This is a genomic window from Shinella sp. S4-D37 (assembly GCF_040812195.1).
In the GTDB taxonomy this organism is placed as follows: domain Bacteria; phylum Pseudomonadota; class Alphaproteobacteria; order Rhizobiales; family Rhizobiaceae; genus Shinella.
This window is the reverse complement of sequence record NZ_JBFNXL010000005.1, coordinates 1604918-1630893: the sequence shown is the minus strand read 5'-3', so window position 1 is coordinate 1630893 and position 25976 is coordinate 1604918. Positions and strand designations below refer to the sequence as shown.

Genomic DNA, 25976 nt, shown 5'->3' with positions numbered 1-25976 from the left:
GAAGCGTTCCTCAGGCGGCCGTTGCGGCCGTCGCGGTCAAGCCGGCATAGCCGGCGGCATAGGCGATGGTCGGGCCGGCGGCGCGGATGCGCTCGCGCATGCGCAGCGGCCGGAGCACGCCGTCGACTTCCTCGACGTCGACGACATTGACGTCGACCACCTTGTTGTCGGCATAGGCCTGCCTGCCGGTCGCTTCAAGCGCGTCGACGGCCTCCTTGTGGCGCGCGACGAAGGCGGCCTGGAGCTGTTCGTTCCAGTTGCCGCTCGCATCCAGCCAGACGGAGATGCCGTCGGAAAGGCGGTTGGCTGTCAGAACCTTGTCGGCCATGTCATGCTCCCAATGCTGCTGTGGTGCGCACCGGCTCGCGGGCGGCAAGCGGTGCGGAATGTTCGAAATTGGCGCCGGCGACGGCATCGCCGATGATCACCATGACGGGGCCGGTCAGTTCGTCGCGATGTTCCAGGCCCGGCAGGTCCTTCAGCGTGCCGTGCAGCAGCCGCTTGTCGCGGCGGCTGGCATTCTCCACGACGGCGACCGTCGTCTCGGCCGGCAGGCCCGCCTCCATCAGCCGGGCGGCGACGGAAGCGGCGACCGTGCGGCCCATATAGACGGCGACGGTGGCGCCGGAGATCGCAAGCCGCGCCCAGTCCGGCAGCACGGCGCCGGTCAGGTCGTGGCCGGTCGTGAAGACCAGCGAGGAGGCGACGCCGCGCAGCGTCAGCGGCAGTTCGAAATCGGCGGCCGCGGCGAAGGCCGAGGTGATGCCGGGCACGACCGCGTAGGTGATGCCCGCCCGGCGCAGCGCGGCCATCTCCTCGCCGGCGCGGCCATAGACCAGCGGATCGCCGGATTTCAGGCGCACGACGCGCTTTCCCGCCCTGCCGAGTTCGATCAGGAGGTCGTTGATCTCTTCCTGCGACTTGGAATGGCAGCCCTTGCGCTTGCCGACGGAAAGCCGCTCGGCATCGCGGCGCCCCATGTCGACGATGGCCTGCGGCACGAGCGCATCGAAGACGATGACGTCGGCTTCCATCATCACGCGCTGGGCGCGCAGCGTCAGGAGGTCTTCCGAGCCCGGGCCGGCGCCGACCAGCCAGACATGGCCGGCGGCGCGGCCCTGCGAGGTCAGGAGCGAATCGGCCGTCCGGGTCGCCAGGTCGATATCGCCGTTGTTGACGGCATCGGCGACCGCGCCCTGGAAGAAGCGGCGCCAGAAGACGCGGCGCGTCACGCCGCGCGGCAGGATGCGGTCGGCGGCCTCGCGGTAGCCGTTGGCAAGGCTCGCGAGCCGGCCGAGCGAGGGCGAAAGGATCTGGTCGACCTGCGCGCGGATCATCTGCGCCAGGACGGGGCCGGCGCCCTCCGTGCCGATGGCGACGGCGACGGGCGCCCGGTTGACGAGCGCCGGCGTGAAGAAATCGCAATAGTCCGGCTGGTCGACGGCATTGACCGGGATGCGCAAAGCGCGGGCCGCGGCGGCGATGGCGCGGTCGGCGGCGGCCTCGCCCGTCGCGGCGAAGACGAGCGTCGCATCGGCGATGGCCTCGCCGGAAAAGGGCGCGCGCACCAGCACCAGGCCGTTGTCGGCGATGAAGCGGGCGAAATCGGCCTGCGGCGCCTCTGCGAGCACGACGATCCGCGCATCCGTGTTGGCGAGCAGGCGGGCCTTGGCGAAAGCCTCCTCGCCCGCGCCCACGACAACGACCGTCCGGCCGCTGACGCGGAAGAACGCCGGGAATGTCGAAAGCTTCTGGTGCGCTGCTGTCATGGTCTGGTCCGGTTGAAGTGTGCGCACTATCGCGAAAAAAGGCCATAAACAAAAGAAACAGAAATTCCAATGGCTCGGGGGGCGCGTATTGTTTTGCTCGCACCTCCGGCATTTTGAGCATAAGTCACCGGCCGCACTTGCCTGCCCGCCGCGGGGGCCGCTAAGGAGGTTCCTGTCACGCCAACGGGGATTCCCATCATGGACCAGTCCGCCCTCGCAAAGCGCCTCCTCGATGTCATCGAAGTCGATATCCTGCCGCTGACGCGCGCCGGCGTCGCCGCCGGCAACAAGGTTTTCGGCGCGGCGATCCTCGACAAGGCCGATCTGTCGCTGGTCATCGCCGAAACGAACAACGAGACGGAGAACCCGCTCTGGCACGGCGAGGTGCACACGCTGAAGCGCCTTTACGAGCGCGTCGAGAAACCGGACACGAAGGACTACGTCTTCCTCTCGACGCACGAGCCCTGCTCCATGTGCCTTTCGGCCATCACCTGGGCCGGCTTCGACAATTTCTACTATTTCTTCAGCCACGAGGATTCGCGCGACAGCTTTGCCATCCCGCACGACCTGAAGATCCTGAAAGAGGTCTTCCGGCTCGACCCCGGCGGCTATGCGAAGACGAACGCCTTCTGGCATTCCGCCGCCATCGCCGATCTCATCGCCACCTCCGACGAGACCGCAAAGGCGGCCTTGCAGGCGCAGGACGCGCGGATCCGCGCCGCCTATGACGGCCTGTCGGACGCCTACCAGTCCGGCAAGACCGGCAACAACATCCCGCTCAACTGAGAACCGCGATGGAACCGAGCCGCGACATCGAACGCCTGATCGAGATCATGGAAGCCCTGCGCCAGCCCGGGACCGGCTGCCCCTGGGACGTCGTCCAGACCTTCGAGACGATCAAGCCCTATACGATCGAGGAAGCCTACGAAGTCGCCGACGCCATCGAGCGGAACGACATGGACGACCTGTGCGAGGAACTGGGCGACCTCCTCCTCCAGGTGGTCTTCCATGCCCGCATGGCCGAGGAGCAGGGCGAATTCGACTTCGGCAGCGTCGTCGAAGCCGTCACGCGAAAAATGATCCGCCGCCATCCGCACGTCTTCGCCCGCTCGGATGCCGACACGCCCGAGGCGGTGAAGCTGCAATGGGACGCGATCAAGCAGGTTGAGAAACGCGAGCGCAAGGAGCGCCGCGCCCGGCGCGGCCTGCCGGAGGATCCGCTGCGCGGCCATCTCGGCTCCGTGCAACGCTCCTTCCCGGCGCTCGTCGAGGCGCTGAAGCTCCAGGAGCGCGCCGCCAAGGTGGGCTTCGACTGGTCCGAGCCGGCGCCGATCCTCGACAAGATCGAGGAGGAGATCGGCGAACTGCGCGAGGCGCTGCGCAACGACGATCAAAAGGCCGTCGCCGACGAACTCGGCGACCTCATCTTCGCGCTGGTCAATATCGGCCGCCATGTCGGCGCCGATCCGGAAATGGCCCTGCGCGGCACGAACTCCAAGTTCCGCAACCGTTTCTCGCATATCGAGGAGAGCCTTGCGGCGACCGGCGAAAGCCTCGAAGAGGCGACGCTGGAGCGGATGGAAGCGCTGTGGCAGGCGGCGAAGGGGATCGAGCGGCAGTTGGCACGGTAAGCGCAAATGCATTAATTTGCCGGCAAATTGCTTCGTCCACGCCCCACCCAATGCCGTCATCCTCGGGCTTGACCCGAGGATCCACGCGGCACCCGCCGTTGTGGATGGTCGGGTCAAGCCCGACCATGACGGAGGAGAGGTTCTATGCCTTCCGACCTGAATGGACAGGTGGATGAGGGGCAAATCAGCCCGGCGCCCTTACCGCTCCCAATCCTCACGCGCCGCCTTCTGGCCGATGCCGAGCCGACGGTCGAGTTCGGCGGCTTCCGTTTCCGTCAGCCGCAGTTCCAGCCGCACATTGCCGTCTTCCATGTCCTCGCGCGCATCGACGATCGAATGATCGTAGACCCAGGGCAGAAGCTGCAATTGCTTGACCGGCAGGACGACGTCGCGGTCGACCAGCACGCCGGACAGCCGCTGGTTGATCTCGGAAAGCAGCCCGTCGACGCCCTCGCCGGAAATGGCGGAGACGGCGATGACGTTCGGCTGGGTCTCGGCCTTCTGCACCAGCGCCTCGCGCGCCTCCGGCTCCAGCCGGTCGATCTTGTTCCAGACCTCCAGGATGCGCTCGGCGCCGTCCTTCTCGTCGATGCCGAGATCGGCGAGGATGCGCAGCACGTCGGACGACTGCGCGCCGTTGTCGGGGTCCGACATGTCGCGCACATGGAGAATCAGGTCCGCCTCCAGCACCTCTTCCAGCGTCGCGCGGAAGGCGGCGACGAGGTGGGTCGGCAGGTCGGAGATGAAGCCCACGGTGTCGGACAGGATGACGGTGCGGCCCTGCGGCAGCTTCATGCGGCGCAGCGTCGGGTCGAGCGTGGCGAAGAGCATGTCCTCGGCCAGCACCCCTGCCCCGGTGATGCGGTTGAACAGCGTCGACTTGCCGGCATTGGTATAGCCGACGAGCGCGACGATCGGGTGCGGCACCTTCTTGCGCTTGGAGCGGTGCAGCTGGCGGGTGCGGCGCACCTGCTCCAGTTCGCGCTCCAGCTTGACGATCTTGTCCTGCAGGAGCCGGCGGTCGGCCTCGATCTGCGTTTCGCCCGGGCCGCCCATGAAGCCCGCGCCGCCGCGCTGGCGTTCAAGGTGGGTCCAGCTGCGCACCAGCCGGCCCTTCTGGTAGTTGAGATGGGCAAGCTCGACCTGCAGCGTGCCTTCCTTGGTGGAGGCGCGCCGGCCGAAGATCTCGAGGATGAGGCCCGTGCGGTCGATGACCTTGGCGCCCAGCTCCTTTTCGAGGTTGCGCTGCTGCACAGGCGTCAGGGGATGGTCGACGATGACGAGGCCGGCATCGTGCTCGTCGAGCGCCGCCTCGATCTCCGCGATCTTGCCGGTGCCGAGCAGCGTGCCGGGCTTCGGCTGGCTGACGGGCACGATGGCCGAATGGGCGACGGTGAGGTCGATGGCGCGCGCAAGGCCGACGGCCTCTTCCAGTCGCGCCTCGTCGGAGCGGGTAATCGCCGTCGGATCGGGCTTTGCGCGCGCGGCCTTGAGGACCGGCACGATGACGACGGCACGCATGTCGTCCCGGTGCTTTTCAGCCTCCGGAACGATGGATTCCTTGGCTTTATCGGATTTCTTAATGGTCTTGGGTCCTGTCAGGAGCCGCTTTCCTCGGTCTCGAACATCTGCAGCGGCTGGCCGGGCATGATGGTCGAGATCGCGTGCTTGTAGACGAGCTGCGAGTGACCGTCGCGACGGAGCAGCACGCAGAAATTGTCGAAGGAGGTGACAACCCCGGTCAGCTTGACCCCGTTGATGAGAAAGATCGTCAGGGAAATCTTTTGCTTGCGAACGGTATTAAGAAAAAGATCCTGCAGGTTCTGAGAACGTTCCGCCATCGCGCCGCTTCTTTCTGATTGCCGGCCCTTGAGACCGGTTGACTAAAATAATTGCCCCCAGGTCCGGCATAAACTCCCGGACCGTCGGTTTTGGTATCAAATCGCGGTCTTCTCCGCAACGGCGAAAAAGGCTTCGCGGATTTTCTGTGCGGTCATGCCGGGATGACCGTTGGCGATCGTCCGGCCGTCGATCGAAACGACCGGCAGGCAGATCGTCGTCGCTCCCGTCACGAAGACTTCGCGCGCCTCCAGCATCTCCGCCACGGAGAAACGGCGCTCTTCGACGGGAAGCCCGAGCTTTCCGGCGACATCCATCAGCGTCGTGCGGGTGATGCCGTTGAGGATGGCGTGGTCGGCCGGCCGCGTGACGAGCGTCCCGGCCTTGTCGACGATCCAGAGGTTCGTCGCGGCGCCCTCCGTCACATGGCCCTCGGCATCCACAAAAATCGCTTCCTGCGCGCCGGCCTCCTTCGCCTGCTGGCGGGCGAGAACGTTCGGCAGCAGGCCGACGGTCTTGATGTCCACCCGCCCCCAGCGGTTATCGGCAACCGTGACCGCCTTGACGCCCGTCGCGTATTTGGCGGCGTTCAGCGCGGGATCCAGGCTTTTCGCCGTGACGACGAGCGTCGGGCGCACCTCCGGCGCGGGAAAGACGTGGTCCCGTTTCGCCACGCCCCGCGTCACCTGGAGATAGACCATGCCTTCGGTAACGCGGTTGCGCCGCAGCACCTGCCGCAGGATACAAACCAGGGCGGCGCGCGGCATCGGCGGCCGGATGCGCAGCTCCCCCAGCGACCGGTCGAGCCGGTCGAGATGGCGCGAAAGATCGACGAGAAAACCCTGCCGGACCTGGCAGACCTCATAGACCGCATCGGCGAAGACGAAGCCGCGGTCGAGGATATGCACCGCCGCATCGGCATGGCGGACATAGCGGCCGTTGACATAGGCGATGCGCGGCATGGGCGTTCCTGTTCAGAAATACTGGATGCTGACGCGGAAAAGCTGCTCGACATGGCGCACGGCCGCGGCGGCGGCGAACAGCACGACGCGGTCCTTCGCCTTGATCTTCGTGCTGCCGTCCGGCCGGATCACCGTCTTGTCACGGTAGATCGCGCCGATGCGGATGCCCGGCGGCAAGTCGATCTCGCGCAGCGGCCTGCCGACCAGCGGCGAGGTCTCCAGCGCCTCCGCCTCGATCACCTCGGCCGATCCGCGCTGCACCGCATAGACCGCGCGGATGCGCCCCTTGCGGACGTGCTGCAGGATGCCGGAGATCGTCACCGCGCGCGGATTGATATGCGCGTCGATGCCGAGCGTCTTGGTGAAGTCCTGGTACATCGGGTCGTTGATCAGGACGAGGTTCTGCTTGCAGCCGAGCCGCTTGGCCATCACGCTGCCGAGGATGTTGATCTGGTCGTTGTTGGTCAGCGCGACGATGAGGTCGGCGTCCTGGATGTCGGCCTGGAGCAGCATCTTCTGGTCGAGCGCCGAGCCGTGCAGCACGACGGCATGGCGCAGCTTGTCGGCGATCGCGACGGCCCGCTCGCGGTCGCTCTCGATGATCTTCAGCCGTGTCTTCGCCTGGTAGTCCTCGATGGCTTTCGCGACGAAATAGCCGATATTGCCGCCGCCGGCGATGACGATGCGCGCGGCCTCCTGCTCCTCGTGGCCGAACAGCGCCAGCGTGCGCCGCACATGCTCCTTGTCGCAGACCACATAGGCGAGATCGCCCGAATGGAGCTGGTCGGTGGAGTTCGGCACGAACAGCTTTCCGTTGGAAAAGATGCCGGTGACGGTGGCGTTGAGGTCTGGGAAAAGTTCGCTCAATTGCTTCAGCGGCGTCTCGACGACCGGGCAATCCTCCATGCACTCGATCGCCACCATGACGATGCGGTCGTCGGCAAAGCGCACGACGTCGTTGGCGCCCGGGAAGGAGATGCGCCGCAGCACCATCTTGCCCACCTCGATTTCCGGCGAGATGGTGACGTCGATCGGCATGTCGTCGCGCGAATAGAGGTCGGAATATTCCGGCGCGAGATAGCTCTGCGAGCGGATGCGGGCGATCTTCGTCGGCACGTTGAACAGCGAATGGGCCACCTGGCAGGCGACCATGTTGATCTCGTCGAACAGCGTGACGGCGATCAGCATGTCGGCCTGGTCGGCGCCGGCCTTGGCCAGCACCTCGGGATGCGCGCCGTGGCCGACGACGCCGCTGACGTCGAGCGTCTCGGTGATGGCCGATATCAGCGAGGGCTGCGTGTCGATCACCGAAACGTCGTTGCCTTCTTCCGACAGCCGTTCCGCAATACCGTAGCCGACGCGGCCGGCGCCGCAGATGATGACTTTCATGCCGTAACTTCCCTCAAGCCGCCCGGCGCTTATACGCCAAGCGACTTCAGTTTGCGATGGAGCGCGGAGCGCTCCATGCCGACGAATTCGGCGGTGCGGGAAATGTTGCCGCCGAAGCGGTTGATCTGGGCGATGAGATAGTCACGCTCGAACATCTCGCGCGCCTCGCGCAGCGGCAGCGTCATGATGTGCTGGTCGCCCTGCGTGGAGATCTTCGGCAGCATGTCGCCCACTTCCGTCGGCAGCATGTCGGCGCTGATCGGCGTGTCCGGGCCGTCGCTGCGGGCAAGGATCATCAGGCGCTCGATATTGTTGCGCAGCTGGCGGATGTTGCCCGGCCAGTCGTGCGCCTGCAGCACGGCCAGCGCGTCGTCGCCGATCTTGCGGGCGCGGATGCCCGCCTGCTCGCTCACCTGGCGCATGAACATGTCGACGAGGAAGGGAATGTCCTCGCGCCGCTCGGCAAGCGGCGGCACGCGCACGGGCACGACGGCGAGCCGGTGGTAGAGATCCTCGCGGAAACCGCCCTCGGCGATCAGGCTTTCCAGATTGTAGGCGGTGGAGGAGATGATGCGCACATCCACCTTGACCCGCTTGGAGCCGCCGACGCGCTCGAACTGCTGGTCGACGAGCACGCGAAGAATCTTGTTCTGCGTCTCGCGCGGCATCTCGCCGATCTCGTCGAGATAGAGGATGCCGCCATGCGCCTCCTCCAGCGCGCCGGTCTTGCGCGGCTGGCCGGGCGTGCCCTCGGTGCCGAACAGCGCGATCTCCATGCGCTCGGGCGTGATCGCCGCCGCGTTGAGCACGACGAACGGGCCGTTCGCGCGGGTCGACTTGCGGTGGATCATGCGCGCCACCAGTTCCTTGCCGGAACCGGAAGGGCCGAGGATCATGATGCGGCTGTTGGTCGGAGAGACCTTCTCGATGTTCTGGCGAAGCTGCGAGACGGCGACGGAGGTGCCGATCAGCTCCACCGGATCGCCGGACCGCTTCTTCAATTCCGTCACCTCGCGGCGCAGCTTGGAATTTTCCAGCGCCCGCTCGGCGATGAGGATCAGCCGGTCCGCCTTGAACGGCTTCTCGATGAAATCGTAGGCGCCGCGGCGGATGGCCGAGACGGCCGTCTCGATATTGCCGTGGCCGGAGATCATCACCACCGGTAGGTCCGGATGGCGGCTCTTGATCTCGTCGAGCAGCGCCAGGCCGTCGAGCTTGCTGCCCTGCATCCAGATGTCGAGGAAGACGAGGCGCGGCACGCGGTCGCTGATCGCCGCGAGCGCGCTGTCGCTGTCATAGGCGGTGCGCGTCTCGTGCCCCTCGTCCGAAAGGATGCCGGAGACGATCTCGCGGATGTCCTCCTCGTCGTCCACCACAAGAATATCAGACGCCATGGCTCACTTCCTTGTTCTTTTCGTCCGCATCGACGGCCACCGTTTCCTCGTAGGGCAGGATCACGCGGATCATCGCCCCGTGGCCGTTGTCGAAATCCGCGGGGGCATCGTGCAGTTCCAGCTGCCCGCCGTGGTCCTCGATGATCTTCTTCACGATGGCGAGACCGAGCCCCGTGCCCTTCTCGCGCATCGTCATGTAGGGTTCCAGGATCCGGTGCCGGTTCTCCATCGGCAACCCCTTGCCGTTGTCGATGACGTCGACGACGAACCGCCGTCCCGCATCGTCGGGCGTCGCGCGCACGAGGATCTTGCGCTCTTCGCGCGCCACCTCCGGCGGCAGCGCCTCGATGGCCTCCACCGCGTTCTTGATGAGGTTGCCGAAGGCCTGGCCGAGCATGCGCGTGTCGAACAGCCCTATGAGCGCCGCCTCGCCGAGATCCTTGCGGAAATCGACATGGGTATTGCCCATCTCGCGCAGGAACACCGCGTCCTTCAGGATATGGCGCAGGTCCGAACGCTCCTTCGTCGGCTTCGGCATGCGCGCGAAGGCGGAGAATTCGTCCACCATGCGGCCGATATCCTCGACCTGCCGCACGATCGTGTCCGTACACTGGTCGAAGACCGCGCGGTCCTCCGGGTCGATCTGCTTGCCGTAGCGGCGGCGGATGCGTTCGGCGGAAAGCTGGATCGGCGTCAGCGGGTTCTTGATCTCGTGCGCGATGCGCCGCGCCACGTCCGCCCAGGCGGTGGAGCGCTGCGCGATGACGAGATCGGTGATGTCGTCGATGGTGATGACGTAGGATTCCTTGGCGTCCTTCGCCTCCTCGCGCGTCACCTGGACATTCAACGTCCGCTCCTTGCCGCCGTGCATGATGTTGATCTGCTTGCGGTAATTGTTGCGGTGGCGGGTCGAGCCCTCGGCCAGCACCGCGGCCATCTCCGGCGCCACCTCGGTCAGCGGCTGGCCGATCAGGTCGTTGGCGCTCTGCCCGAGGAGGATTTCGGCGGAGAGGTTGGCGATGGTCATGCGCCCGTCCTCCTCCACGCCGATGACGGCCGCCGTCACACCCGAAAGCACCGCCTCGATGAAGCGGCGGCGGTGATCGACCTCGTCCTTCGCGTCGAGGATCTGCGCCTGCTGCGCGCGGATTTCCGCGATCATCTTGTTGAAGGTGCGCGAGAGGTTGCCGACGTCGCCGTCGACCGTGCGCACCGGCACGCTGACGTCGAGATTGCCCGAGGCGACGCTGTCGGCCGCGCCGATCAGCTGGCGGATCGGCCGCACGATGCGGTCGGCGACGGCGATCGCGGTCCAGATGGCGGCGAGCAGCACGATGAGGGCGAAGCCGAGATAGAGCACGCCGAAGGCGATCTGCAGCGTCGTGCGCCCGGCCTCCAGAGCCCGGTATTCCGCCGTGTTCTCCTCCATCAGCCGCATGGAGCGCATGACCTCGGGATCGACGGTGCGGATCGTGTAGAGGAAGGCGTTCGAGATATTGTCGAGCTTGATGATGGCGCCGACGAGATTGGTCGTGCCCGGCGGTATCAGCGTCGGCTGGCCGGCGGCGGACGCCTTCAGCGCATCCTCCGGCACGGCCGGCAGCGGGACTTCGATCTGGATGTTGGCCTGCAGGATGGTCGAGCCGTCGGCGCGCAGGAGGAAGGCGCCGAGCATGCCGCGCCCGCGCGCCTGCCGCGTCATCAGGTCGACGAAACCCGTGCGGTCGAGGCTGTAGAGCTGGCGGTTGCGGTCGAGGTCGTTCGCCATCGAGGCCGTCTGGCCCTGGAGGTAGCTGGCATTTTCCAGCACGTAGGCCTGGGCCACGTTGAGCGAGGAGCTGACGATCGACTGGGTGCGGATGGAGAACCAGCGGTCGAGGCCGACATCGAGCGTGATGGAGGCGAAGATGGCGACGAGCACGGCGGGCGTGATCGCGACGATGGAGAACAGCGCAACGATGCGCACATGCAGGCGCGCGGCGGCGCGGCCGCGGCGACGGGCGCGCAGCAGGCGCAGGATCTCGCGGCCGATCAGGAACATGAGGCCGACGATGAAGACCGCGTTGATCGCCGCCGAGGCGATGACGACATTGGCCTCCGGCTTGATCGGCGTCAGGCCGAGCAGGATGAAGAGCGAGATCGTCGCGGCGACGAGGGCGCCGCCGGCCAGCACCAGGCCGGGCAAGGCGAAGGAGGCGCGCCGGTCGCCGCCCGCTCCCTTTCCATTCTCGCTCGAAAGCAGGCTCACGCCGTCCGTCATCTGCCGCATCGCTTCCCCGGCCGGGCATCCCGAAAGGCGCCGGCGTTCTCCTCGTGTTTTCCGGAGTAGCGCCGACCGCATGGGGGCCGGCCGCATTCGCACCCGCATCCATGACGATCAGGCGCGCAAGCCTATTCGGCCGCAAACCCCTCTGTTACCCTCAAGCAACAGATTGTGGCCAAAATGCAACGCCCCCTGCCGTTAAGTCAAGCAGAACGCGAACTTCTGTACACAGACACACCCAGTTCGCGAATTTTCTTGCGCAGCGTGTTGCGGTTGAGGCCGAGCAGGTCGGCGGCCTTGATCTGGTTGCCGCGCGTGGCGGTGAGCGCGGCGAGGATCAGCGGATACTCCACCTCGGCGAGCACGCGCTCGTAAAGCCCGGCCGGTGGCAGGCCGTCGCCAAAACTCGAAAAATACTGCCGCATGTTCTCCTCCACCGCCTGGGATATGGAGAACGAGCCGCTGCGCACCACGGTCTTCTCGATCGGGCTGTCGGGAATGTCGGCGCGCAGCTCCGTCTCGATGATCTCGCGGGTGATGATATCCTGCGGATAGAGCGCGGTGAGCCGGCGCACGACGTTTTCCAGCTCGCGCACATTGCCCGGCCAGGGATGCGCCTTCATCAGTTCCAGCGCCTCCTGGTCGAAGCGCTTGGCGTCGAGCCCTTCCTTCTCCGCCTGCTGCACGAAATGGCGCACCAGGTCCGGAATGTCCTCCGCCCGGTCGCGCAGCGGCGGCAGGCGCAGCGGCACGACGTTAAGGCGATAGTAGAGGTCTTCCCGGAAAAGCCCTTGATTTATCGACTGTTTCAGGTCCTTGTTGGTCGCCGCCACGATGCGCACGTCGGTGCGGATCGGCGTGCGGCCGCCGACGGTGGTATATTCGCCCTGCTGGAGCACGCGCAGGAGGCGGGTCTGCGCATCCATCGGCATGTCGCCGATCTCGTCGAGGAAGAGCGTGCCGCCCTCGGCCTGCTCGAAGCGGCCGGTGGAACGGTTCTGCGCGCCGGTGAAGGCGCCCTTCTCGTGGCCGAACAGTTCCGATTCGATGAGGTCGCGCGGGATCGCCGCCATGTTGATGGCGACGAAGGGGCCGTTGCGGCGCTTGCCGTAGTCGTGCAGCGCGCGGGCGACCAGTTCCTTGCCGGTGCCCGATTCGCCGGTGATCATCAGCGTCAGGTCCGTCTGCATCAGCCGGGCGAGCACGCGGTAGATCTCCTGCATCGCCGCCGAGCGGCCGACGAGCGGCATGCCGTCCTGCGTGTCGTCGTCGAGCCGCGCGGGCTTTCGCTTCGGCTCGGACAGCGCCCGGCCGATGATCGCGATCAGCTCGGTGAGGTCGAAAGGTTTCGGCAGGTAGTCGTAGGCGCCCTTCTCCGAGGCCTTGATCGCCGTCATGAAGGTGTTCTGCGCGCTCATCACGAGCACCGGAAGGTCCGGCCGCGCCTTCTTGATGCGCGGCAGGAGGTCGAAGGCGTTCTCGTCGGGCATCACCACGTCGGTGACGACGATGTCGCCCTCGCCGGCGGCGATCCAGCGCCACAGCGTCGCCGCATTGGAGGTGATGCGCACGTCATAGCCCGCGCGGCTGAGAGCCTGGTTGAGAACCGTGCGGATCGCGGCATCGTCATCGGCAACGAGGACTGTGGCGCCTGTCATCAATCATGTCCTTTGGTCTTGGGAAAGTCGTCGTCTTCGCTGACGCCGCGGGAGGCCGGCATCAGCACGCGGAAGGTGGTCCGGGAGCCCTGGCTGTCGCATTCGACGATGCCGCCATGCCCGCCGATGATCTTGGCGACCAGCGCGAGGCCGAGGCCCGAGCCGTTGGTCTTGGTGGTGATGAAGGGATCGAAGAGATGCGGCAGGAGGTCCGCCGGCACGCCCGGCCCGTTGTCGTGCACGCAGAATTCGAGCGGCAGCGAAATCTTCTCCCGCGTGCCGGCGACCGAAAGCCGGATGCCCGGGCGATAGGCGGTCGTCAGCAGGATTTCCCCTTCCGCGCGGTCGCCGATCGCCTCCGATGCGTTCTTGATGAGGTTCAGGAACACCTGCACGAGCTGGTCGCGATTGGCGAAGACCGGCGGCAGCGACGGGTCGTAGAGTTCGGATATCTTGATGTTGCGCGCGAACCCGGCCCTGGCGACGATCTTCACGTGGTCGAGCACGGAGTGGATGTTGAGCGGCACGCGGTCGACCGGCCGCTCGTCGGAAAACACCTCCATGCGGTCGACCAGCGAGACGATGCGGTCCGTCTCGTCGCAGATGAGCCGCGTCAGCGCCCGGTCCTCGTCGCTGACGGAGGTTTCCAGAAGCTGCGCGGCGCCGCGAATGCCCGACAGCGGGTTCTTGATCTCGTGCGCCAGCATGGAGGCGAGCCCCGTCACCGAGCGCGCCGCGCCGCGATGCGTCAGCTGCCGGTCGATCTTGTCCGCCATCGAGCGCTCCTGGATGACGACCACCACCGAACCCGGCTCTGTCGTCACCGGCGCGACATAGATGTCGACGAGCTTTTCCGCGCCGAGCCGCGGGGAGCTCAAGTCCACGCGGTATTCGCTGACCGGGGCCTTGCGCTCGCGTACCTGGTCGATCAGCGTCAGGAGCGGGCTGCCGAAGGGAATGAAGGCGGAGATGTCGTGGCGGGCGAGATAGCCGGCGCTCGCGCCGAAGAAGGATTCCGCCTCCCAGTTGGCAAAGGCGATCAGCCCGCCCGCATCGACGAGGATGACCGGGTTCTGGATGGCGTTGAGCACGGCGAGCGCCAGGTCCGGCGCCTTCGCGGCATTGGGATCGACCGGCTTGCTTGTCATGCCGCTTCTCCGAATGCTGGTGCCGCGCCGGCGAGCAGCGCCTCGCCCAGCCGGTCGGCGACGAAAGCGCTGTCGCGCGCCGTCATGACTTCCGCCTTGGCCGGCCCGGTGAAGCCGGGGGCGAAGCGCTCCAGATACCAGCCGAGATGTTTTCGCGCGTGGCGCAGCCCCGCCTCGGCGCCGTAGAAATCGAGCATCATGCGATAGTGCTCCACAGCGAGCGCCGCAATCTCCGCCGTCGAGGGATGCGCGCAGGCGCCGGCCAGCACCGCCGGATGCCACGGGCGGCCCTGCGCCGAGCGCCCGACCATCACCGCATCGGCGCCGGAACGGCGGAGAATCTCCTCGGCATCCTGCGCCGTGTCGACATCGCCGTTGGCCACCAGCGGAATGGAGAGCACGTCGCGCACCGCGCGGATCGCGTCCCAATCGGCCCGGCCCTCGTAGAACTGCATGCGCGTGCGCCCGTGCACGGTGATCATCGCCGCGCCCGCCGCCTCGGCGCGGGCCGCGATGTGCGGTGCGTTGATCGAGCCGTGATCCCAGCCGAGCCGCATCTTCACCGTCACCGGCACCTTTACCGCGTTCACGGTCGCCTCGATCAGGCCGAGCGCGTGATCGGGATCGCGCATCAGCGCCGAGCCGGAATAGCCGCCGATCACCTTCTTGGCGGGGCAGCCCATGTTGATGTCGATGATATCGGCACCCTCGCCCTCGGCGATCCTCGCCGCCTCGGCCATCCAGTGTGCCTCGCGGCCGGCAAGCTGCACCATGTGGGGGCGGATGCCGCAATTGCGGATGCGCGACCAGCTTTCCCGCGCGTTCAGCGCCAGTTCCCGGCTCGCCACCATCTCGGTGACCACCAGCCCCGCGCCAAAACGCCAGGCGAGATCACGGAACGGCAGGTCCGTGACACCGGACATCGGCGCCAGGACAACCCGGTTGCGAAGGCTCCGGCCGCCGACATCGAGCGGCGCCGACAGGGTGGGGATCGTCAAATGCTCATCTTTCAAGCAGGTCATGTACGTGCACTATTTTTAGCCATTCTTGTCGTTCTTGCCAAGCCGCAATCACGCACCGCCGCAATTTTCCAAAGGATGCTGGAATTGCGCCGGCCTTCCGGCTAAACCACCGCAAAACGCTTTGAGCCGGGAGGTGTGAGACCGAAATGCAAGCGGAAAATGCGCTATCCTGCGGCGTGGTGATCGTTGCCGCCGGGCGAGGCGAGCGGGCCGGCAGCCATGCCGACGGCCCCAAGCAGTACCGCCGCATCGGCGGAAGGCCGGTCATCTCCCATACGCTCGATCTCTTTGTCAATTGGCCGCATGCCCGGCATATCGTGGTGGTGATACATCCCGATGACGCGGCGCTGTTCGAAACGGCCCGCGCCGCCGCCCTTCCCGCCGGGGAGCGCCTTACCGTCGTCCATGGCGGCCCGACCCGCCAGCAATCCGTGCTGGCCGGCCTGGAGGCGCTTCCGGCGGACGAGGTCAGCCACGTCCTCATCCAGGACGCCGTGCGCCCCTTCGTCGAGCCCACCATCCTGGAGCGCACCCTCGCCGCCTTCCAGCACGGCGCCCGCGCCGTGTTGCCGGCCGTCGCGGTGGCCGACACGCTGAAACGGGCGGACGCCAACGGCAATGTCGCCGAGACCGTGTCGCGCTCCGGCCTCTTTTCCGCCCAGACGCCGCAATCCTTCCACCTCGCCACCATCCTGGAGGCCCACCGCCGCGCCAGCGCCTCCGGCCGCACGGATTTCACCGACGACGCCTCGATCGCCGAATGGGCGGGCGTGCGCGTGCATCTCGTCGAGGGCTCCGCCGGCAACGTCAAGCTCACCTTGCAGAAGGATATCGCCATGGCCGACCAGCGGCTTTCCCACGGCCTGCCGGACGTTCGCACGGGCAACGGCTATGACGTGCACCAGCTCGTCGAGGGCGACGGCGTCACGCTCTGCGGCCTCTTCATTGCGCACGACCAGAAGCTCTCCGGCCATTCCGACGCCGACGTCGCGCTGCATGCGCTGACGGACGCGCTGCTCGCCACCTGCGGGGCCGGCGACATCGGCGATCATTTCCCGCCCTCCGATCCGCAATGGAAGGGTGCGGCCTCGCGCATCTTCCTCGAACATGCCGCCGGCATCGTGCGCGCCAAGGGCGGCACGATCATGAATGCCGACGTCTCGCTGATCGCCGAGGCGCCGAAGATCGGCCCGCACCGCGAGGCGATGCGCCAGAACCTCGCCGATTTCCTCGGCATCTCTATCGACCGCTGTTCGGTCAAGGCGACGACCAACGAGAAGATCGGCTTCATCGGCCGCCGCGAGGGCATCGCCGCCATCGCGACGGCGACCGTCGTCTACAAGGGAACCGACGCATGAGCCTCTGGCCAAGGGACATCGAAGAGGCCGCGCGAAAAATCGTCGCCGACTTCACGGAACGGGGGCTGCTGATCGCCACCGCCGAATCCTGCACCGCCGGCCTCATCGCCGGCGCGATCACCGAGATATCCGGATCGTCGAGCGTCTTCGACCGCGGCTTCGTCACCTATTCCAACGAGGCCAAGCGCGAGATGATCGGCGTCGCCAACGCCACGCTGAAGGCGCACGGCGCCGTCTCCCGCCCGACCGCGCTGGAAATGGCCGAAGGCGCCATCGGCAATTCCGGCGCGAACATTTCCGTCGCGGTCACCGGCATTGCCGGCCCCGGCGGCGGTACGGACGAAAAGCCCATCGGCCTCGTCCACCTCGCCGCCGCCCGCAGGGGCCATGAAACGCTGCACCGGGAAATGCGCTACGGCGATATCGGCCGTAGCGCGGTGCGGCTTGCGACGGTGCGCACGGCGCTGGAAATGCTGATCGAGATCGCCAGGGCGGAATGATCTATTTCGTCACGCAGAGGCCGGTGACGTCGAGCAAGGCTTCCATATGGGCGTTCACGTCGTCCTGTTCCCACCAGGGAATGCCCGTCGCCAGATACTCCTTGACCATCCAGGCGTCGTTCGTCTCATGCTCACGGCGAACGGCATCCTTATACTCCTGGCCGGCGCGTTTCTCCGCCATGCATTTGGCATAGGCATCGCTCGCAAGCACGCGGCTGGCATACATGCCCTCGAAATCTCCCGTACTCCCGGCCGTGCCGGTCTCGATGTCGGCGACGCGCGCCGCCTGCTCGCGGGAAATGTCGAGATCGAGCGTCTCGATATAGACCCGCCGTCCCCAGTCCATCTCCTTGTTCGCCGGGTCCGTCGGCGCGATCTCATAGATTCTGCTGAGCAATTTCGCGCCAGCCATGGTCTCGGAGACAACGGCGACCGTGGTGAGCCTGTAGGTCAGCTTTCTCACTTCGGCCTTTTTCGCAAGCCGTCCCACCGGTTCGTATTCGCGCGTCACCGTCGCCGTTTCACCGACCGGGATGGCCCTGATATCGGGCGTCACCGTCTCCTTCCCATTGAGAAAAAGATACATGTTGGCGACGCGGCCGGGCGGGAAATCCTGGTCGCTATAAAGAAGCGACTGCGGATAGGAGCCGGGATTGCGCGAATGCGTGCTGACTTTTAGCCCTTCGGAGAGCCAGTAATTGCCGGCGATCGGGCGTTTTTCCGCATCGAGCAGCAGCACGTAGCTTCCCGGCTTGCGCAGGAGCGCGAGGTCCGGCTCGGCGGATGCGCCATGGGCCGCCAATATCGAAGACGCCAGTAGAAAACAGCGTAAACGTCCCATCGCCCGCCTCCCGGCCGTTGACCTTCGGGTGGATGACGGATGACCGGGGCTTTTTGTTCAACCGCCGTAGATCGCCGCGGCGCGCTTCTCGAAGGCGTCGGTGAACATGCGGAAGGCGCGGTCGAACATCGAGCCCATCAGCGCGCCGAGAATGCGGCTCTTGAACTCGTAGTCGATGAAGAAATGCACCGAGCAGCCGCCGTCGGGCAGCGCCTCGAAACGCCAGCGATTGTCGAGATAGCGGAACGGGCCGTCGATATATTTGACGTCGATCGCCCGCTCGGCGGGGTTCAGCAGCACCTGCGTGGTGAAGGTCTCGCGGATCGCCTTGTAGCCGACGGTCATGTCGGCGACGAGGAGTTCCTTGCCGTCCCGCTCCTTGCGCGAGCGCACCGTCAGCCCTTCGCAGAGCGGCAGGAACTCGGGGTAGCGCTCGACATCGGCGACGAGGGCGTACATCTCTTCGGGCGTATGGGGAACCGGGCGGCGGGTTTCGAACTGGGGCATGGCCGAGAGCTAATATTGCCGCGCCGGGATGGCAAGTAGCTGGCGGTTCTGCGCCTTCGATTTCAACACGCAAACCGGCACACCCGGTCCATATGCCGCAAGCTTTTCCTCGATTTCGGGGCTCTCCGTCTTCTCGAAATTCCAGATATAGGTCAGGAATTCGCGCGTCATCCGCTCCGGGCAGCCATCGGCCATTTCCGGCCGCGACTGGCCGCGGAATTTCAGCCAGCGCGACAGCACGCCGTAAAGCGAAGCCCAGCGCGGCGGGCGAAGCCAGAGGACGAGATGCGTGCGCGGCAGGCGCACCGGCAGGGTGCCGGGGCTGGTGCCGTCGATGATCCAGCGCTCCTGCGCCACGATTGCCTGCAGGCGCGCCAAAGCCTGCGCGCGCGGACGCACCGTCCAGCCCGGCAGCCAGAAGATCTCGCGGTCCATGGAGATATAGGAAAGGCCGAGCCGCTCGTTCAGTTTTCGCGCCAGCGTCGATTTCCCGCTGCCCGAGCAGCCCATGACCAGCACGCGCTGCGCCGTTCTCAGCCGCTCGGCCGCGTCCTCCATCGTGATCGAAACCGTCATCGCCATCCCCGAAACGAAAAACCCCGCCGTCGGGCAAGACGGCGGGGCTTAGAGGAAGGCGGCGGGAAAGTCTATTCCGCGGCGGCAAGAAGTTTGCGCTCGCGCGCCGCCCGAAGCCGGGCGAAATCGTCGCCGGCATGGTGCGAGGAGCGCGTCAGCGGGCTGGAGGAGACCATCAGGAAGCCCTTGCTGTAGGCGACGGTCTCGTAGGACTTGAACTCCTCCGGCGTCACGAAGCTCATGACGGCATGATGCTTGCGCGTCGGCTGGAGATACTGGCCGATGGTGAGGAAGTCGACGTCGGCGGTGCGAAGGTCGTCCATCAACTGGAGCACTTCGTTGCGCTCCTCGCCGAGGCCCACCATGATGCCCGACTTGGTGAACATGGTCGGGTCGAGTTCCTTCACGCGCTGCAAGAGGCGGACGGAGTGGAAGTAGCGCGCACCCGGACGAACCGTCAGGTAATTGCCCGGCACGGTCTCCATGTTGTGGTTGAAGACGTCCGGCTTGGCGGCGACGACGCGCTCCAATGCGCCGGGCTTTTTCAGGAAGTCGGGCGTCAGGATCTCGATCGTCGTCGAGGGCGAGGCGGCGCGGATCGCCCAGATCACCTTCTCGAAATGCTCGGCGCCGCCATCGGCGAGGTCGTCGCGGTCGACGGAGGTGATGACGACATGGGAAAGGCCCATCTGCCGGACGGCCTTGGCAACGTTCTCCGGCTCTTCCATGTCGAGCGCGTTCGGCTTGCCTGTCGCCACGTTGCAGAAGGCGCAGGCGCGGGTACAGATCTCGCCCATGATCATGAAGGTGGCGTGCTTCTTGTCCCAGCATTCGCCGATGTTCGGGCAGCCCGCCTCCTCGCACACCGTCACCAGCTTGTGCGAGCGCACGAGCTCGCGCGTCTCCTGGTAGCCCTTGGAGACCGGCGCCCTGACGCGGATCCATTCCGGCTTGCGCAGCACTTCCGTGTCCGGCCGGTTGGCCTTTTCCGGATGGCGCACCCGCTTGGCGTCGGGCGAGAGATTGGTGCGGTCGAGAATGGTGACCATGTCGTTTCAACTTTCCTGGCGGGCGGCGTCGCGCCCATCCTGCGGACCGAAAATAGGAGCCCGCCTCATGTGGAGGCAGGCTCTAGCACGTTCAAGCGTTCAGCGCACGCCCATAGGCGTCGAGCACGCTTTCCTTCAGCGTTTCGGAAATCGTCGGATGCGGGAAGATCGTGTGCATCAGCTCTTCCTCGGTCGTCTCCAGGTTCATGGCGATGACGAAGCCCTGGATGAGTTCCGTCACTTCCGCGCCGACGAGGTGGGCGCCGATGAGTTCGCCGGTCTTCCTGTCGAAGATCGTCTTGACGAGGCCCTGGTCCTCGCCGAGCGCGATCGCCTTGCCGTTGGCGACGAAGGGGAAGCGGCCGACACGGATGTCGCGGCCCTGCTCCTTCGCCTTGGCCTCCGTGAGGCCGACGGAGGCGACCTGCGGGTGGCAATAGGTGCAGCCCGGGATCTTGGACTTGTCCATCGGGTGGACGTTCGGCAGGCCGGCGATCTTCTCGATGCAGATGACGGCTTCGTGCTCGGCCTTGTGGGCGAGCATCGGCGGACCTGCGACATCGCCGATGGCGTAGATGCCGGGCACGTTCGTCTTGCCGTAGCCGTCGATGGCGATGAAGCCGCGGTCGGTCTTCACGCCGATGGCTTCAAGGCCGATATTCTCGACATTGGCCTGCACGCCGACCGCCGAAATCATCCGGTCGGCGGTGATCTTCTCGACCTTGCCGTCCTTCATCTCGACATGGGCGGTGATGGAGTTGGCGCCCTTCTCCACCTTGGCGACCTTGGCCTCCAGGTGGATCTTCATGCCCTGCTTGTCGAACTGCTTCTTGGCGAGCGCGGAGATTTCCGCGTCCTCGACCGGCATCACCGTCTTCATCACCTCGACCACCGTCACGTCGACGCCGAGCGTGCGGTAGAAGGAGGCGAACTCGATGCCGATGGCGCCCGAGCCCATGACGAGCAGCGACTTCGGCATTTCCTCCGGCTTCATCGCTTCGAAATAGGTCCAGATCAGCTTGCCGTCCGGCTCGATGCCCGGCAGTGCGCGCGGACGTGCGCCGGTGGCGATGACGATGTGCTTGGCGGTATAGGTCCCCTCGGGCAGAACGTTCTTCGGCAGCGGCGCCTGCGGCTGCTGGATCGCCTTCGTCGTCTTGGACACGACGATCTCGCCCGGCTTGGTGATCCTGGCCTCGCCCCAGATGATATCGACCTTGTTCTTCTTCATCAGGAAGCCGACGCCGCCGTTCATGCGGCTTGCGATGCCGCGCGAGCGGGCGACGATGGCCGGAAGGTCCGGCGTGACCTTGCCTTCGATCTTCACGCCGTAGTCGCCCGGATGCTGGGCGTAGTGGAAGATTTCGGCGGAGCGCAGCAGCGCCTTGGTCGGGATGCAGCCCCAGTTGGAGCAGATGCCGGCGAGATGCTCGCGCTCGACGATGGCCGTCTTCAGGCCCAACTGGGCGGCGCGGATGGCGGCGATGTAGCCGCCCGGACCCGAACCGATAACGATGACGTCGTAAGTCTGAGCCATGTCGTTTCCTGCCTTCTTCCTGGCGCGCGGATCGCCGCCGCCTGTTGTCTTTTTAAAGTCCGAGCATCATGCGCACGACGGGCTCCAGCCCGCGGCCGATGGCCCGTGTGTTCTCCGCATCGAGATGCACGCCGTCGAGCGGCGTCGTCCGTGCGACTGAACCCGCGTCGAAGAAGCCGCAGCCGGCCTCGTCCGCAAGGTCCGCATAGAGCGTCGCCAGCATCGCCGATTGCTCGACGCCGCCGGCGAACATCGCCGCAAAAGCGGTGTTCGCCGTCTCGCAGATCGGCGGCGGCGAGACGAGCAGGATCTCCGGCCCCTCCTGCCCGCCGAACGACCAGGCGTGGTGGCGCGTGAGCTCCACCAGCCGCTCCATGCCCTGCACGGCGCCGAAGGCCGTCCCGCAGATCGTGGGCTTCATGTCGTTGGCCCCGAGCAGGATGATCACGAGGTCGATCGGGTCGTGGCTGTGCAGGATCGTCGGCAGGATGCGCGCTCCGTTGCGATCGCAGTCCGCCAGGTGATCGTCATAGGCGGTGGTGCGGCCGTTCAGGCCCTCGGCAATGACGGTGACCTCCGGCCCCAGCGCCTTGGCGAGCACGCTCGGCCAGCGATCCTCGAAGGAATGCCGGTCGAGCGTTTCCGCACTGTAGCCCCAGGTGAGACTATCGCCGTAGCACAGAACCGTCTTCATGGCCGCACTCCGCTATCAGACGAGCATCCCCATCGGGCTTTCGATATAGCGCTTGAAGGCCCCGAGCAGTTCGGCGCCGAGCGCCCCGTCGACGCAGCGGTGATCGGTGGAGAGCGTGACCGTCATCGCGTTGACGATGACCATCTGGCCCTTCTTGACCACGACCCGCTCCGTGCCGGCGCCGACCGCCAGGATCGTCGCATGCGGCGGGTTGACGACGGCGGCGAAGTTCGAGACGCCCATCATGCCCATGTTGGAGACGGCGGTCGTGCCGCCCTGGTATTCCTCGGGCTTCAGCTTGCGTTCCTTGGCGCGCTTGCCGAGGTCCTTCATCTCGTTGGAGATGGCCGACAGGCTCTTCGTCTCCGCCTTGCGGATGATCGGCGTGATCAGGCCGCCCGGGATGGAGACGGCGACGCCGACATCCGCGTGCTTGTGCTTGACCATGTTGGTGTCGGTCCAGGAGACGTTGGCGTCCGGCACGTCGCGCAGGGCAAGCGCCATGGCCTTGATCACCATGTCGTTGACCGAGAGCTTGTAGGCCGGCTTGCCGTCCTTCTCCGGCGCGGAACCGTTGATCTGGGCGCGCAAGGCCAGCAGCGCATCCAGCTCCACGTCGACCGAGACGTAGAAATGCGGGATCGTCTGCTTGGATTCCTGCAGGCGCTTGGCGATCGTCTTGCGCATGCCGTCATGCGGCACCAGCTCGTAGGAGCCTTCGTCGAAGAGCTTGAGGACGGCGTCCTCCGACATGCCCTTCGGCGCGGCGGCGGGCGCGGCAGCCGGGGCTGCGGCAGCGGGCTTGGCACCACCCGAGGCAAGCGCCTTCTCGACGTCGCTCTTGACCACGCGGCCGTGCGGGCCGGAGCCGGAAACCGCCGAGATGTCGATCCCGGCTTCCCTGGCGATGCGGCGGGCGAGCGGCGAGGAGAAGAGGCCGTTGCCGACCCGCGGCGGGCTTGCGGCGGCCGGTGCGGAGGCCACAGGCGTCGGAGCTGGCGCGGCAGCCGGCTTTTCGGCTTCCTTCGGCGCTTCGGCCTGCTTGGCCTCCGCCTTCGGAGCCGAGCCACCGCCGGCGGCGGCAGCGCTCACGTCTTCGCCGTCGGCGGCCAGGATGGCGATCAGGCTGTTGACCTTCACGCCTTCCGTGCCGGCCGGAACGACGATCTTGGCGACAACGCCCTCGTCGACGGCTTCGACTTCCATCGTCGCCTTGTCGGTCTCGATCTCGGCGATGACGTCACCGGATTTCACGGTGTCGCCTTCCTTGACCAGCCACTTGGCGAGGTTGCCCTCTTCCATGGTGGGCGACAGGGCGGGCATCGTAATGTTGATCGGCATTTCGGCGCCCTCCCCTTATTTGTAGCAGACGGTTTTGACCGCCTGGACGACTTCGCCGACATTCGGCAGCGCCAGCTTCTCGAGGTTCGCGGCATAGGGCATCGGAACGTCCTTGCCGGCGATCGTCAGGATCGGCGCGTCGAGATAGTCGAAGGCCTGCTGCATGACGCGGGTGGCGATCTCGGTGCCGACGGAGGACTGCGGATAGCCCTCTTCGACGACGACGAGACGGCCGGTCTTCTTGACCGATTCGATGACGGTCGGCAGGTCCATCGGGCGGATGGTGCGAAGGTCGATCAACTCGACGTCGATGCCGTCCTTCTCCAGTTCCGCGATCGCCTTCAGCGCATAGGTCATGCCGATGCCGAAGGAGACGACGGTGACGTCGCTCCCCTTCCTGTGCACGCGCGCCTTGCCGATCGGCAGCACGAAATCGTCCAGCTTCGGCACTTCGAACTGCTGGCCGTAGAGGATTTCATTTTCCAGGAAGATCACCGGGTTCGGGTCGCGGATCGCGGCCTTCAGGAGACCCTTCGCGTCGGCTGCCGTGTAGGGCATGACCACCTTGAGGCCCGGAACGTGGCTGTACCAGGCGGCATAGCACTGCGAGTGCTGGGCGGCGACGCGGGCTGCTGCCCCGTTCGGGCCGCGGAAGACGATCGGCGCGCCCATCTGGCCGCCGGACATGTAGAGCGTCTTGGCGGCGGAGTTGATGATCTGGTCGATCGCCTGCATGGCGAAGTTGAAGGTCATGAACTCGACGATCGGCTTCAGGCCCGTCATCGCCGCGCCGACGCCGACGCCGGCAAAGCCGTGCTCGGTGATCGGCGTGTCGATGACGCGGCGGGCGCCGAATTCCTGCAGCAAGCCTTGCGTGATCTTGTAGGCGCCCTGGTATTCGGCGACTTCCTCGCCCATGACGAAGACGTCCTCGTCGCGGCGCATTTCTTCCGCCATGGCGTCGCGCAGCGCTTCACGCACCGTCGTCATCACCATTTCGGTGCCGGCCGGAATATCCGGATCAGCGGCGGCTTCGGTCTTCGGCTGGGCCGGAACGGGTGCGGCGGCGGCCGGTGCCGGTTCAGCGGCCTTGGGCGCCTCGGCTTCCGCCGGCTTTTCGGCGGCCTTCGGTGCGGCGGCGGCATCGGCGCTTTCACCGTCCTGCAACAGCACGGCGATCGCCGTGTTGACCTTGACGCCCTCGGTGCCGGCGGCGATCAGGATCTTGCCGATCACGCCCTCGTCGACGGCTTCGACTTCCATCGTCGCCTTGTCGGTTTCGATTTCGGCGATCACGTCGCCGGACTTGACGGCATCACCCTCGTTCTTGACCCACTTGGAGAGCGTACCCTCTTCCATGGTCGGAGACAGGGCGGGCATGAGAATCTCGATTGGCATTGGTGTCCCTCCCCGGATTACAGCAGGATGTCGGTGTAGAGTTCGGATGCATCCGGCTCCGGATCGGCCTGCGCGAAATCGGCGCTGTCGGCGACGATGTCACGGACGTCCTTGTCGATCTGCTTGAGATCGTCCTCGCTTGCCCACTTGTTCTCCAGGAGGCGGGCGCGCACCTGCTCGATCGGATCGTGCTCGGAGCGCATCTTCTGCACCTCGTCCTTCGAGCGGTACTTCGCCGGGTCGGACATGGAGTGGCCGCGGTAGCGGTAGGTCTGCATTTCGAGGATGATCGGCCCCTTGCCGGAGCGGCAATGCTCGACGGCCTCGTCGGCGGCGGCCTTGACGGCGCGCACATCCATGCCGTCGACCTGGAAGCCGGGGATGTTGAAGGAGGCGCCACGCTGGGAGAAGTCCGTCTGGGCCGAGGCGCGCGAGACGGCGGTGCCCATGGCGTAGCGGTTGTTCTCGATCACGTAGACGACCGGCAGCTTCCACAGCGCGGCCATGTTGAAGCTCTCGTAGACCTGGCCCTGGTTGGCCGCGCCGTCGCCGAAATAGGCGAGCGAGACATTGTCGTTGCCGCGGTAACGGTTGGCGAAGGCGAGGCCCGTGCCGAGCGAAACCTGCCCGCCGACGATGCCGTGGCCGCCGTAGAAGTTCTTTTCCTTGGAAAACATGTGCATGGAGCCGCCCTTGCCCTTGGAAAGGCCGCCGCGACGTCCGGTCAGTTCCGCCATCACGCCGCGCGGGCTCATGCCGCAAGCGAGCATATGGCCGTGGTCACGATAACCGGTGATGACCTGGTCACCCTCTTTCAGCGCCAGCTGCATGCCGACGACGACAGCTTCCTGGCCGATATAGAGGTGACAGAAGCCGCCGATGAAGCCCATGCCGTAAAGCTGGCCGGCCTTCTCCTCGAAACGCCGGATCAGCAGCATCTCGCGATAGGCCTTGAGGTCGTCTTCCTTGGAGAATTCGGCGATGGTGCCGCCGGTGAAGTCTTTTTTCGCAGGCTTTGCCGCGGGCTTGCGGCTGGACGTGGACGCGGTTTTACGCGGAGCCATTCGTTCCTCCCTATGTTTGCCTCTTGACGGAAACCA

At 66.0% G+C, this 25976-nt stretch carries 24 protein-coding genes; 4 read left to right on the top strand and 20 right to left on the bottom strand.

Annotation, left to right across the window (positions count from 1 at the left end):
* Positions 1–10: 10 nt before the first annotated feature.
* Both AB3G45_RS15275 and cysG read right to left on the bottom strand, forming a co-directional pair.
* Entirely contained in the window at positions 11–328 is a 318-nt protein-coding gene (locus AB3G45_RS15275) for a DUF2849 domain-containing protein (RefSeq protein WP_367831379.1), read from the bottom strand.
* Between the two features lies 1 nt (position 329).
* On the bottom strand, positions 330–1769 hold the full coding sequence (gene cysG / locus AB3G45_RS15270) for a siroheme synthase CysG (RefSeq protein WP_367831378.1): 1440 nt from the start codon (positions 1767–1769) through the stop codon (positions 330–332).
* 198 nt (positions 1770–1967) lie between these two features.
* Between cysG and AB3G45_RS15265 the strand changes: the two genes are divergently transcribed.
* Both AB3G45_RS15265 and mazG read left to right on the top strand, forming a co-directional pair.
* Positions 1968–2555 carry a nucleoside deaminase gene (locus AB3G45_RS15265; RefSeq protein ID WP_367831377.1) on the top strand — a complete coding sequence of 196 codons (588 nt, stop codon included), beginning with the start codon at positions 1968–1970 and terminating at the stop codon, positions 2553–2555.
* Between the two features lie 8 nt (positions 2556–2563).
* Positions 2564–3400: a nucleoside triphosphate pyrophosphohydrolase gene (gene mazG / locus AB3G45_RS15260; RefSeq protein ID WP_367831376.1), complete on the top strand. Its 837-nt coding sequence runs from the start codon at positions 2564–2566 to the stop codon at positions 3398–3400.
* Between the two features lie 198 nt (positions 3401–3598).
* Here the strand turns inward: mazG and hflX are convergent, their stop codons facing one another.
* From hflX to dusB, 9 genes are all read right to left on the bottom strand, one after another.
* Complete coding sequence (gene hflX / locus AB3G45_RS15255) at positions 3599–4921, bottom strand: GTPase HflX (protein WP_367831375.1); 1323 nt, start codon at positions 4919–4921, stop codon at positions 3599–3601.
* A gap of 77 nt (positions 4922–4998) precedes the next feature.
* Complete coding sequence (hfq, locus tag AB3G45_RS15250) at positions 4999–5241, bottom strand: RNA chaperone Hfq (protein ID WP_023514954.1); 243 nt, start codon at positions 5239–5241, stop codon at positions 4999–5001.
* A gap of 96 nt (positions 5242–5337) precedes the next feature.
* On the bottom strand, positions 5338–6201 hold the full coding sequence (locus tag AB3G45_RS15245) for a D-amino-acid transaminase (protein WP_367831374.1): 864 nt from the start codon (positions 6199–6201) through the stop codon (positions 5338–5340).
* Between the two features lie 12 nt (positions 6202–6213).
* A complete protein-coding gene (gene trkA / locus AB3G45_RS15240) occupies positions 6214–7590 on the bottom strand; it encodes a Trk system potassium transporter TrkA (RefSeq protein ID WP_367831373.1) in 1377 nt (458 codons plus the stop codon).
* Between the two features lie 29 nt (positions 7591–7619).
* Positions 7620–8984, bottom strand: a complete 1365-nt coding sequence (locus tag AB3G45_RS15235; protein ID WP_367831372.1) for a sigma-54-dependent transcriptional regulator — start codon at positions 8982–8984, stop codon at positions 7620–7622.
* A complete protein-coding gene (locus AB3G45_RS15230; protein WP_367833590.1) occupies positions 8974–11244 on the bottom strand; it encodes an ATP-binding protein in 2271 nt (756 codons plus the stop codon). Before AB3G45_RS15230 ends, AB3G45_RS15235 begins: the two co-directional genes overlap by 11 nt.
* Positions 11245–11450: 206 nt before the next feature.
* Positions 11451–12905, bottom strand: a complete 1455-nt coding sequence (gene ntrC / locus AB3G45_RS15225; RefSeq protein WP_367831371.1) for a nitrogen regulation protein NR(I) — start codon at positions 12903–12905, stop codon at positions 11451–11453.
* Complete coding sequence (locus AB3G45_RS15220; protein WP_367831370.1) at positions 12905–14053, bottom strand: nitrogen regulation protein NR(II); 1149 nt, start codon at positions 14051–14053, stop codon at positions 12905–12907. The genes ntrC and AB3G45_RS15220 overlap by 1 nt, the downstream gene beginning before the upstream one ends.
* Positions 14050–15075, bottom strand: coding sequence for a tRNA dihydrouridine synthase DusB (gene dusB / locus AB3G45_RS15215; RefSeq protein ID WP_367831369.1), 1026 nt, complete (start codon positions 15073–15075; stop codon positions 14050–14052). Before dusB ends, AB3G45_RS15220 begins: the two co-directional genes overlap by 4 nt.
* A 146-nt stretch (positions 15076–15221) precedes the next feature.
* Here dusB and AB3G45_RS15210 point away from each other — a divergent pair, with 146 nt between their 5' ends.
* A complete protein-coding gene (locus AB3G45_RS15210; protein ID WP_367831368.1) occupies positions 15222–16433 on the top strand; it encodes a bifunctional 2-C-methyl-D-erythritol 4-phosphate cytidylyltransferase/2-C-methyl-D-erythritol 2,4-cyclodiphosphate synthase in 1212 nt (403 codons plus the stop codon).
* The gene (locus AB3G45_RS15205; RefSeq protein WP_367831367.1) at positions 16430–16933 is read left to right on the top strand and encodes a CinA family protein; all 504 of its coding nucleotides are present in this window, start codon (positions 16430–16432) and stop codon (positions 16931–16933) included. The genes AB3G45_RS15210 and AB3G45_RS15205 overlap by 4 nt, the downstream gene beginning before the upstream one ends.
* A gap of 1 nt (position 16934) precedes the next feature.
* Here the strand turns inward: AB3G45_RS15205 and AB3G45_RS15200 are convergent, their stop codons facing one another.
* The 9 genes from AB3G45_RS15200 to pdhA all read right to left on the bottom strand — a co-directional run bounded on the left by AB3G45_RS15200 (position 16935) and on the right by pdhA (position 25940).
* Entirely contained in the window at positions 16935–17774 is an 840-nt protein-coding gene (locus tag AB3G45_RS15200) for a hypothetical protein (RefSeq protein ID WP_367831366.1), read from the bottom strand.
* A gap of 57 nt (positions 17775–17831) precedes the next feature.
* Positions 17832–18281, bottom strand: coding sequence for a type II toxin-antitoxin system RatA family toxin (locus AB3G45_RS15195; protein ID WP_367831365.1), 450 nt, complete (start codon positions 18279–18281; stop codon positions 17832–17834).
* 9 nt (positions 18282–18290) lie between these two features.
* Complete coding sequence (locus AB3G45_RS15190) at positions 18291–18857, bottom strand: AAA family ATPase (RefSeq protein ID WP_367831364.1); 567 nt, start codon at positions 18855–18857, stop codon at positions 18291–18293.
* Between the two features lie 71 nt (positions 18858–18928).
* Entirely contained in the window at positions 18929–19906 is a 978-nt protein-coding gene (gene lipA / locus AB3G45_RS15185; RefSeq protein WP_367831363.1) for a lipoyl synthase, read from the bottom strand.
* A gap of 91 nt (positions 19907–19997) precedes the next feature.
* Positions 19998–21443 (bottom strand): dihydrolipoyl dehydrogenase, encoded by a 1446-nt coding sequence (gene lpdA, locus AB3G45_RS15180; RefSeq protein ID WP_367831362.1) that lies wholly within the window; start codon positions 21441–21443, stop codon positions 19998–20000.
* A 52-nt stretch (positions 21444–21495) separates the two neighbouring features.
* Positions 21496–22137 carry an SGNH/GDSL hydrolase family protein gene (locus AB3G45_RS15175; RefSeq protein WP_367831361.1) on the bottom strand — a complete coding sequence of 214 codons (642 nt, stop codon included), beginning with the start codon at positions 22135–22137 and terminating at the stop codon, positions 21496–21498.
* Positions 22138–22152: 15 nt separating this feature from the next.
* On the bottom strand, positions 22153–23478 hold the full coding sequence (locus AB3G45_RS15170) for a pyruvate dehydrogenase complex dihydrolipoamide acetyltransferase (RefSeq protein WP_367831360.1): 1326 nt from the start codon (positions 23476–23478) through the stop codon (positions 22153–22155).
* Between the two features lie 15 nt (positions 23479–23493).
* On the bottom strand, positions 23494–24876 hold the full coding sequence (locus AB3G45_RS15165) for a pyruvate dehydrogenase complex E1 component subunit beta (protein WP_367831359.1): 1383 nt from the start codon (positions 24874–24876) through the stop codon (positions 23494–23496).
* A 17-nt stretch (positions 24877–24893) separates the two neighbouring features.
* On the bottom strand, positions 24894–25940 hold the full coding sequence (gene pdhA / locus AB3G45_RS15160) for a pyruvate dehydrogenase (acetyl-transferring) E1 component subunit alpha (protein WP_367831358.1): 1047 nt from the start codon (positions 25938–25940) through the stop codon (positions 24894–24896).
* Between the last annotated feature and the right edge of the window lie 36 nt (positions 25941–25976).

What these genes read in the sequence shown, in the direction of transcription:
- AB3G45_RS15170 (WP_367831360.1), bottom strand. Translation starts at nt 23,478, where the DNA reads ATGCCGATCAACATTACGATGCCCGCCCTGTCGCCCACCATGGAAGAG.
- AB3G45_RS15235 (WP_367831372.1), bottom strand. Translation starts at nt 8,984, where the DNA reads ATGGCGTCTGATATTCTTGTGGTGGACGACGAGGAGGACATCCGCGAG.
- AB3G45_RS15220 (WP_367831370.1), bottom strand. Translation starts at nt 14,053, where the DNA reads ATGACAAGCAAGCCGGTCGATCCCAATGCCGCGAAGGCGCCGGACCTG.
- AB3G45_RS15265 (WP_367831377.1), top strand. Translation starts at nt 1,968, where the DNA reads ATGGACCAGTCCGCCCTCGCAAAGCGCCTCCTCGATGTCATCGAAGTC.
- AB3G45_RS15210 (WP_367831368.1), top strand. Translation starts at nt 15,222, where the DNA reads ATGCAAGCGGAAAATGCGCTATCCTGCGGCGTGGTGATCGTTGCCGCC.
- AB3G45_RS15230 (WP_367833590.1), bottom strand. Translation starts at nt 11,244, where the DNA reads ATGACGGACGGCGTGAGCCTGCTTTCGAGCGAGAATGGAAAGGGAGCG.
- trkA (WP_367831373.1), bottom strand. Translation starts at nt 7,590, where the DNA reads ATGAAAGTCATCATCTGCGGCGCCGGCCGCGTCGGCTACGGTATTGCG.
- mazG (WP_367831376.1), top strand. Translation starts at nt 2,564, where the DNA reads ATGGAACCGAGCCGCGACATCGAACGCCTGATCGAGATCATGGAAGCC.
- ntrC (WP_367831371.1), bottom strand. Translation starts at nt 12,905, where the DNA reads ATGACAGGCGCCACAGTCCTCGTTGCCGATGACGATGCCGCGATCCGC.
- hflX (WP_367831375.1), bottom strand. Translation starts at nt 4,921, where the DNA reads ATGCGTGCCGTCGTCATCGTGCCGGTCCTCAAGGCCGCGCGCGCAAAG.
- AB3G45_RS15190 (WP_367831364.1), bottom strand. Translation starts at nt 18,857, where the DNA reads ATGACGGTTTCGATCACGATGGAGGACGCGGCCGAGCGGCTGAGAACG.
- pdhA (WP_367831358.1), bottom strand. Translation starts at nt 25,940, where the DNA reads ATGGCTCCGCGTAAAACCGCGTCCACGTCCAGCCGCAAGCCCGCGGCA.
- lipA (WP_367831363.1), bottom strand. Translation starts at nt 19,906, where the DNA reads ATGGTCACCATTCTCGACCGCACCAATCTCTCGCCCGACGCCAAGCGG.
- dusB (WP_367831369.1), bottom strand. Translation starts at nt 15,075, where the DNA reads ATGACCTGCTTGAAAGATGAGCATTTGACGATCCCCACCCTGTCGGCG.
- AB3G45_RS15195 (WP_367831365.1), bottom strand. Translation starts at nt 18,281, where the DNA reads ATGCCCCAGTTCGAAACCCGCCGCCCGGTTCCCCATACGCCCGAAGAG.
- AB3G45_RS15200 (WP_367831366.1), bottom strand. Translation starts at nt 17,774, where the DNA reads ATGGGACGTTTACGCTGTTTTCTACTGGCGTCTTCGATATTGGCGGCC.
- lpdA (WP_367831362.1), bottom strand. Translation starts at nt 21,443, where the DNA reads ATGGCTCAGACTTACGACGTCATCGTTATCGGTTCGGGTCCGGGCGGC.
- hfq (WP_023514954.1), bottom strand. Translation starts at nt 5,241, where the DNA reads ATGGCGGAACGTTCTCAGAACCTGCAGGATCTTTTTCTTAATACCGTT.
- cysG (WP_367831378.1), bottom strand. Translation starts at nt 1,769, where the DNA reads ATGACAGCAGCGCACCAGAAGCTTTCGACATTCCCGGCGTTCTTCCGC.
- AB3G45_RS15205 (WP_367831367.1), top strand. Translation starts at nt 16,430, where the DNA reads ATGAGCCTCTGGCCAAGGGACATCGAAGAGGCCGCGCGAAAAATCGTC.
- AB3G45_RS15165 (WP_367831359.1), bottom strand. Translation starts at nt 24,876, where the DNA reads ATGCCAATCGAGATTCTCATGCCCGCCCTGTCTCCGACCATGGAAGAG.
- AB3G45_RS15245 (WP_367831374.1), bottom strand. Translation starts at nt 6,201, where the DNA reads ATGCCGCGCATCGCCTATGTCAACGGCCGCTATGTCCGCCATGCCGAT.
- AB3G45_RS15275 (WP_367831379.1), bottom strand. Translation starts at nt 328, where the DNA reads ATGGCCGACAAGGTTCTGACAGCCAACCGCCTTTCCGACGGCATCTCC.
- AB3G45_RS15175 (WP_367831361.1), bottom strand. Translation starts at nt 22,137, where the DNA reads ATGAAGACGGTTCTGTGCTACGGCGATAGTCTCACCTGGGGCTACAGT.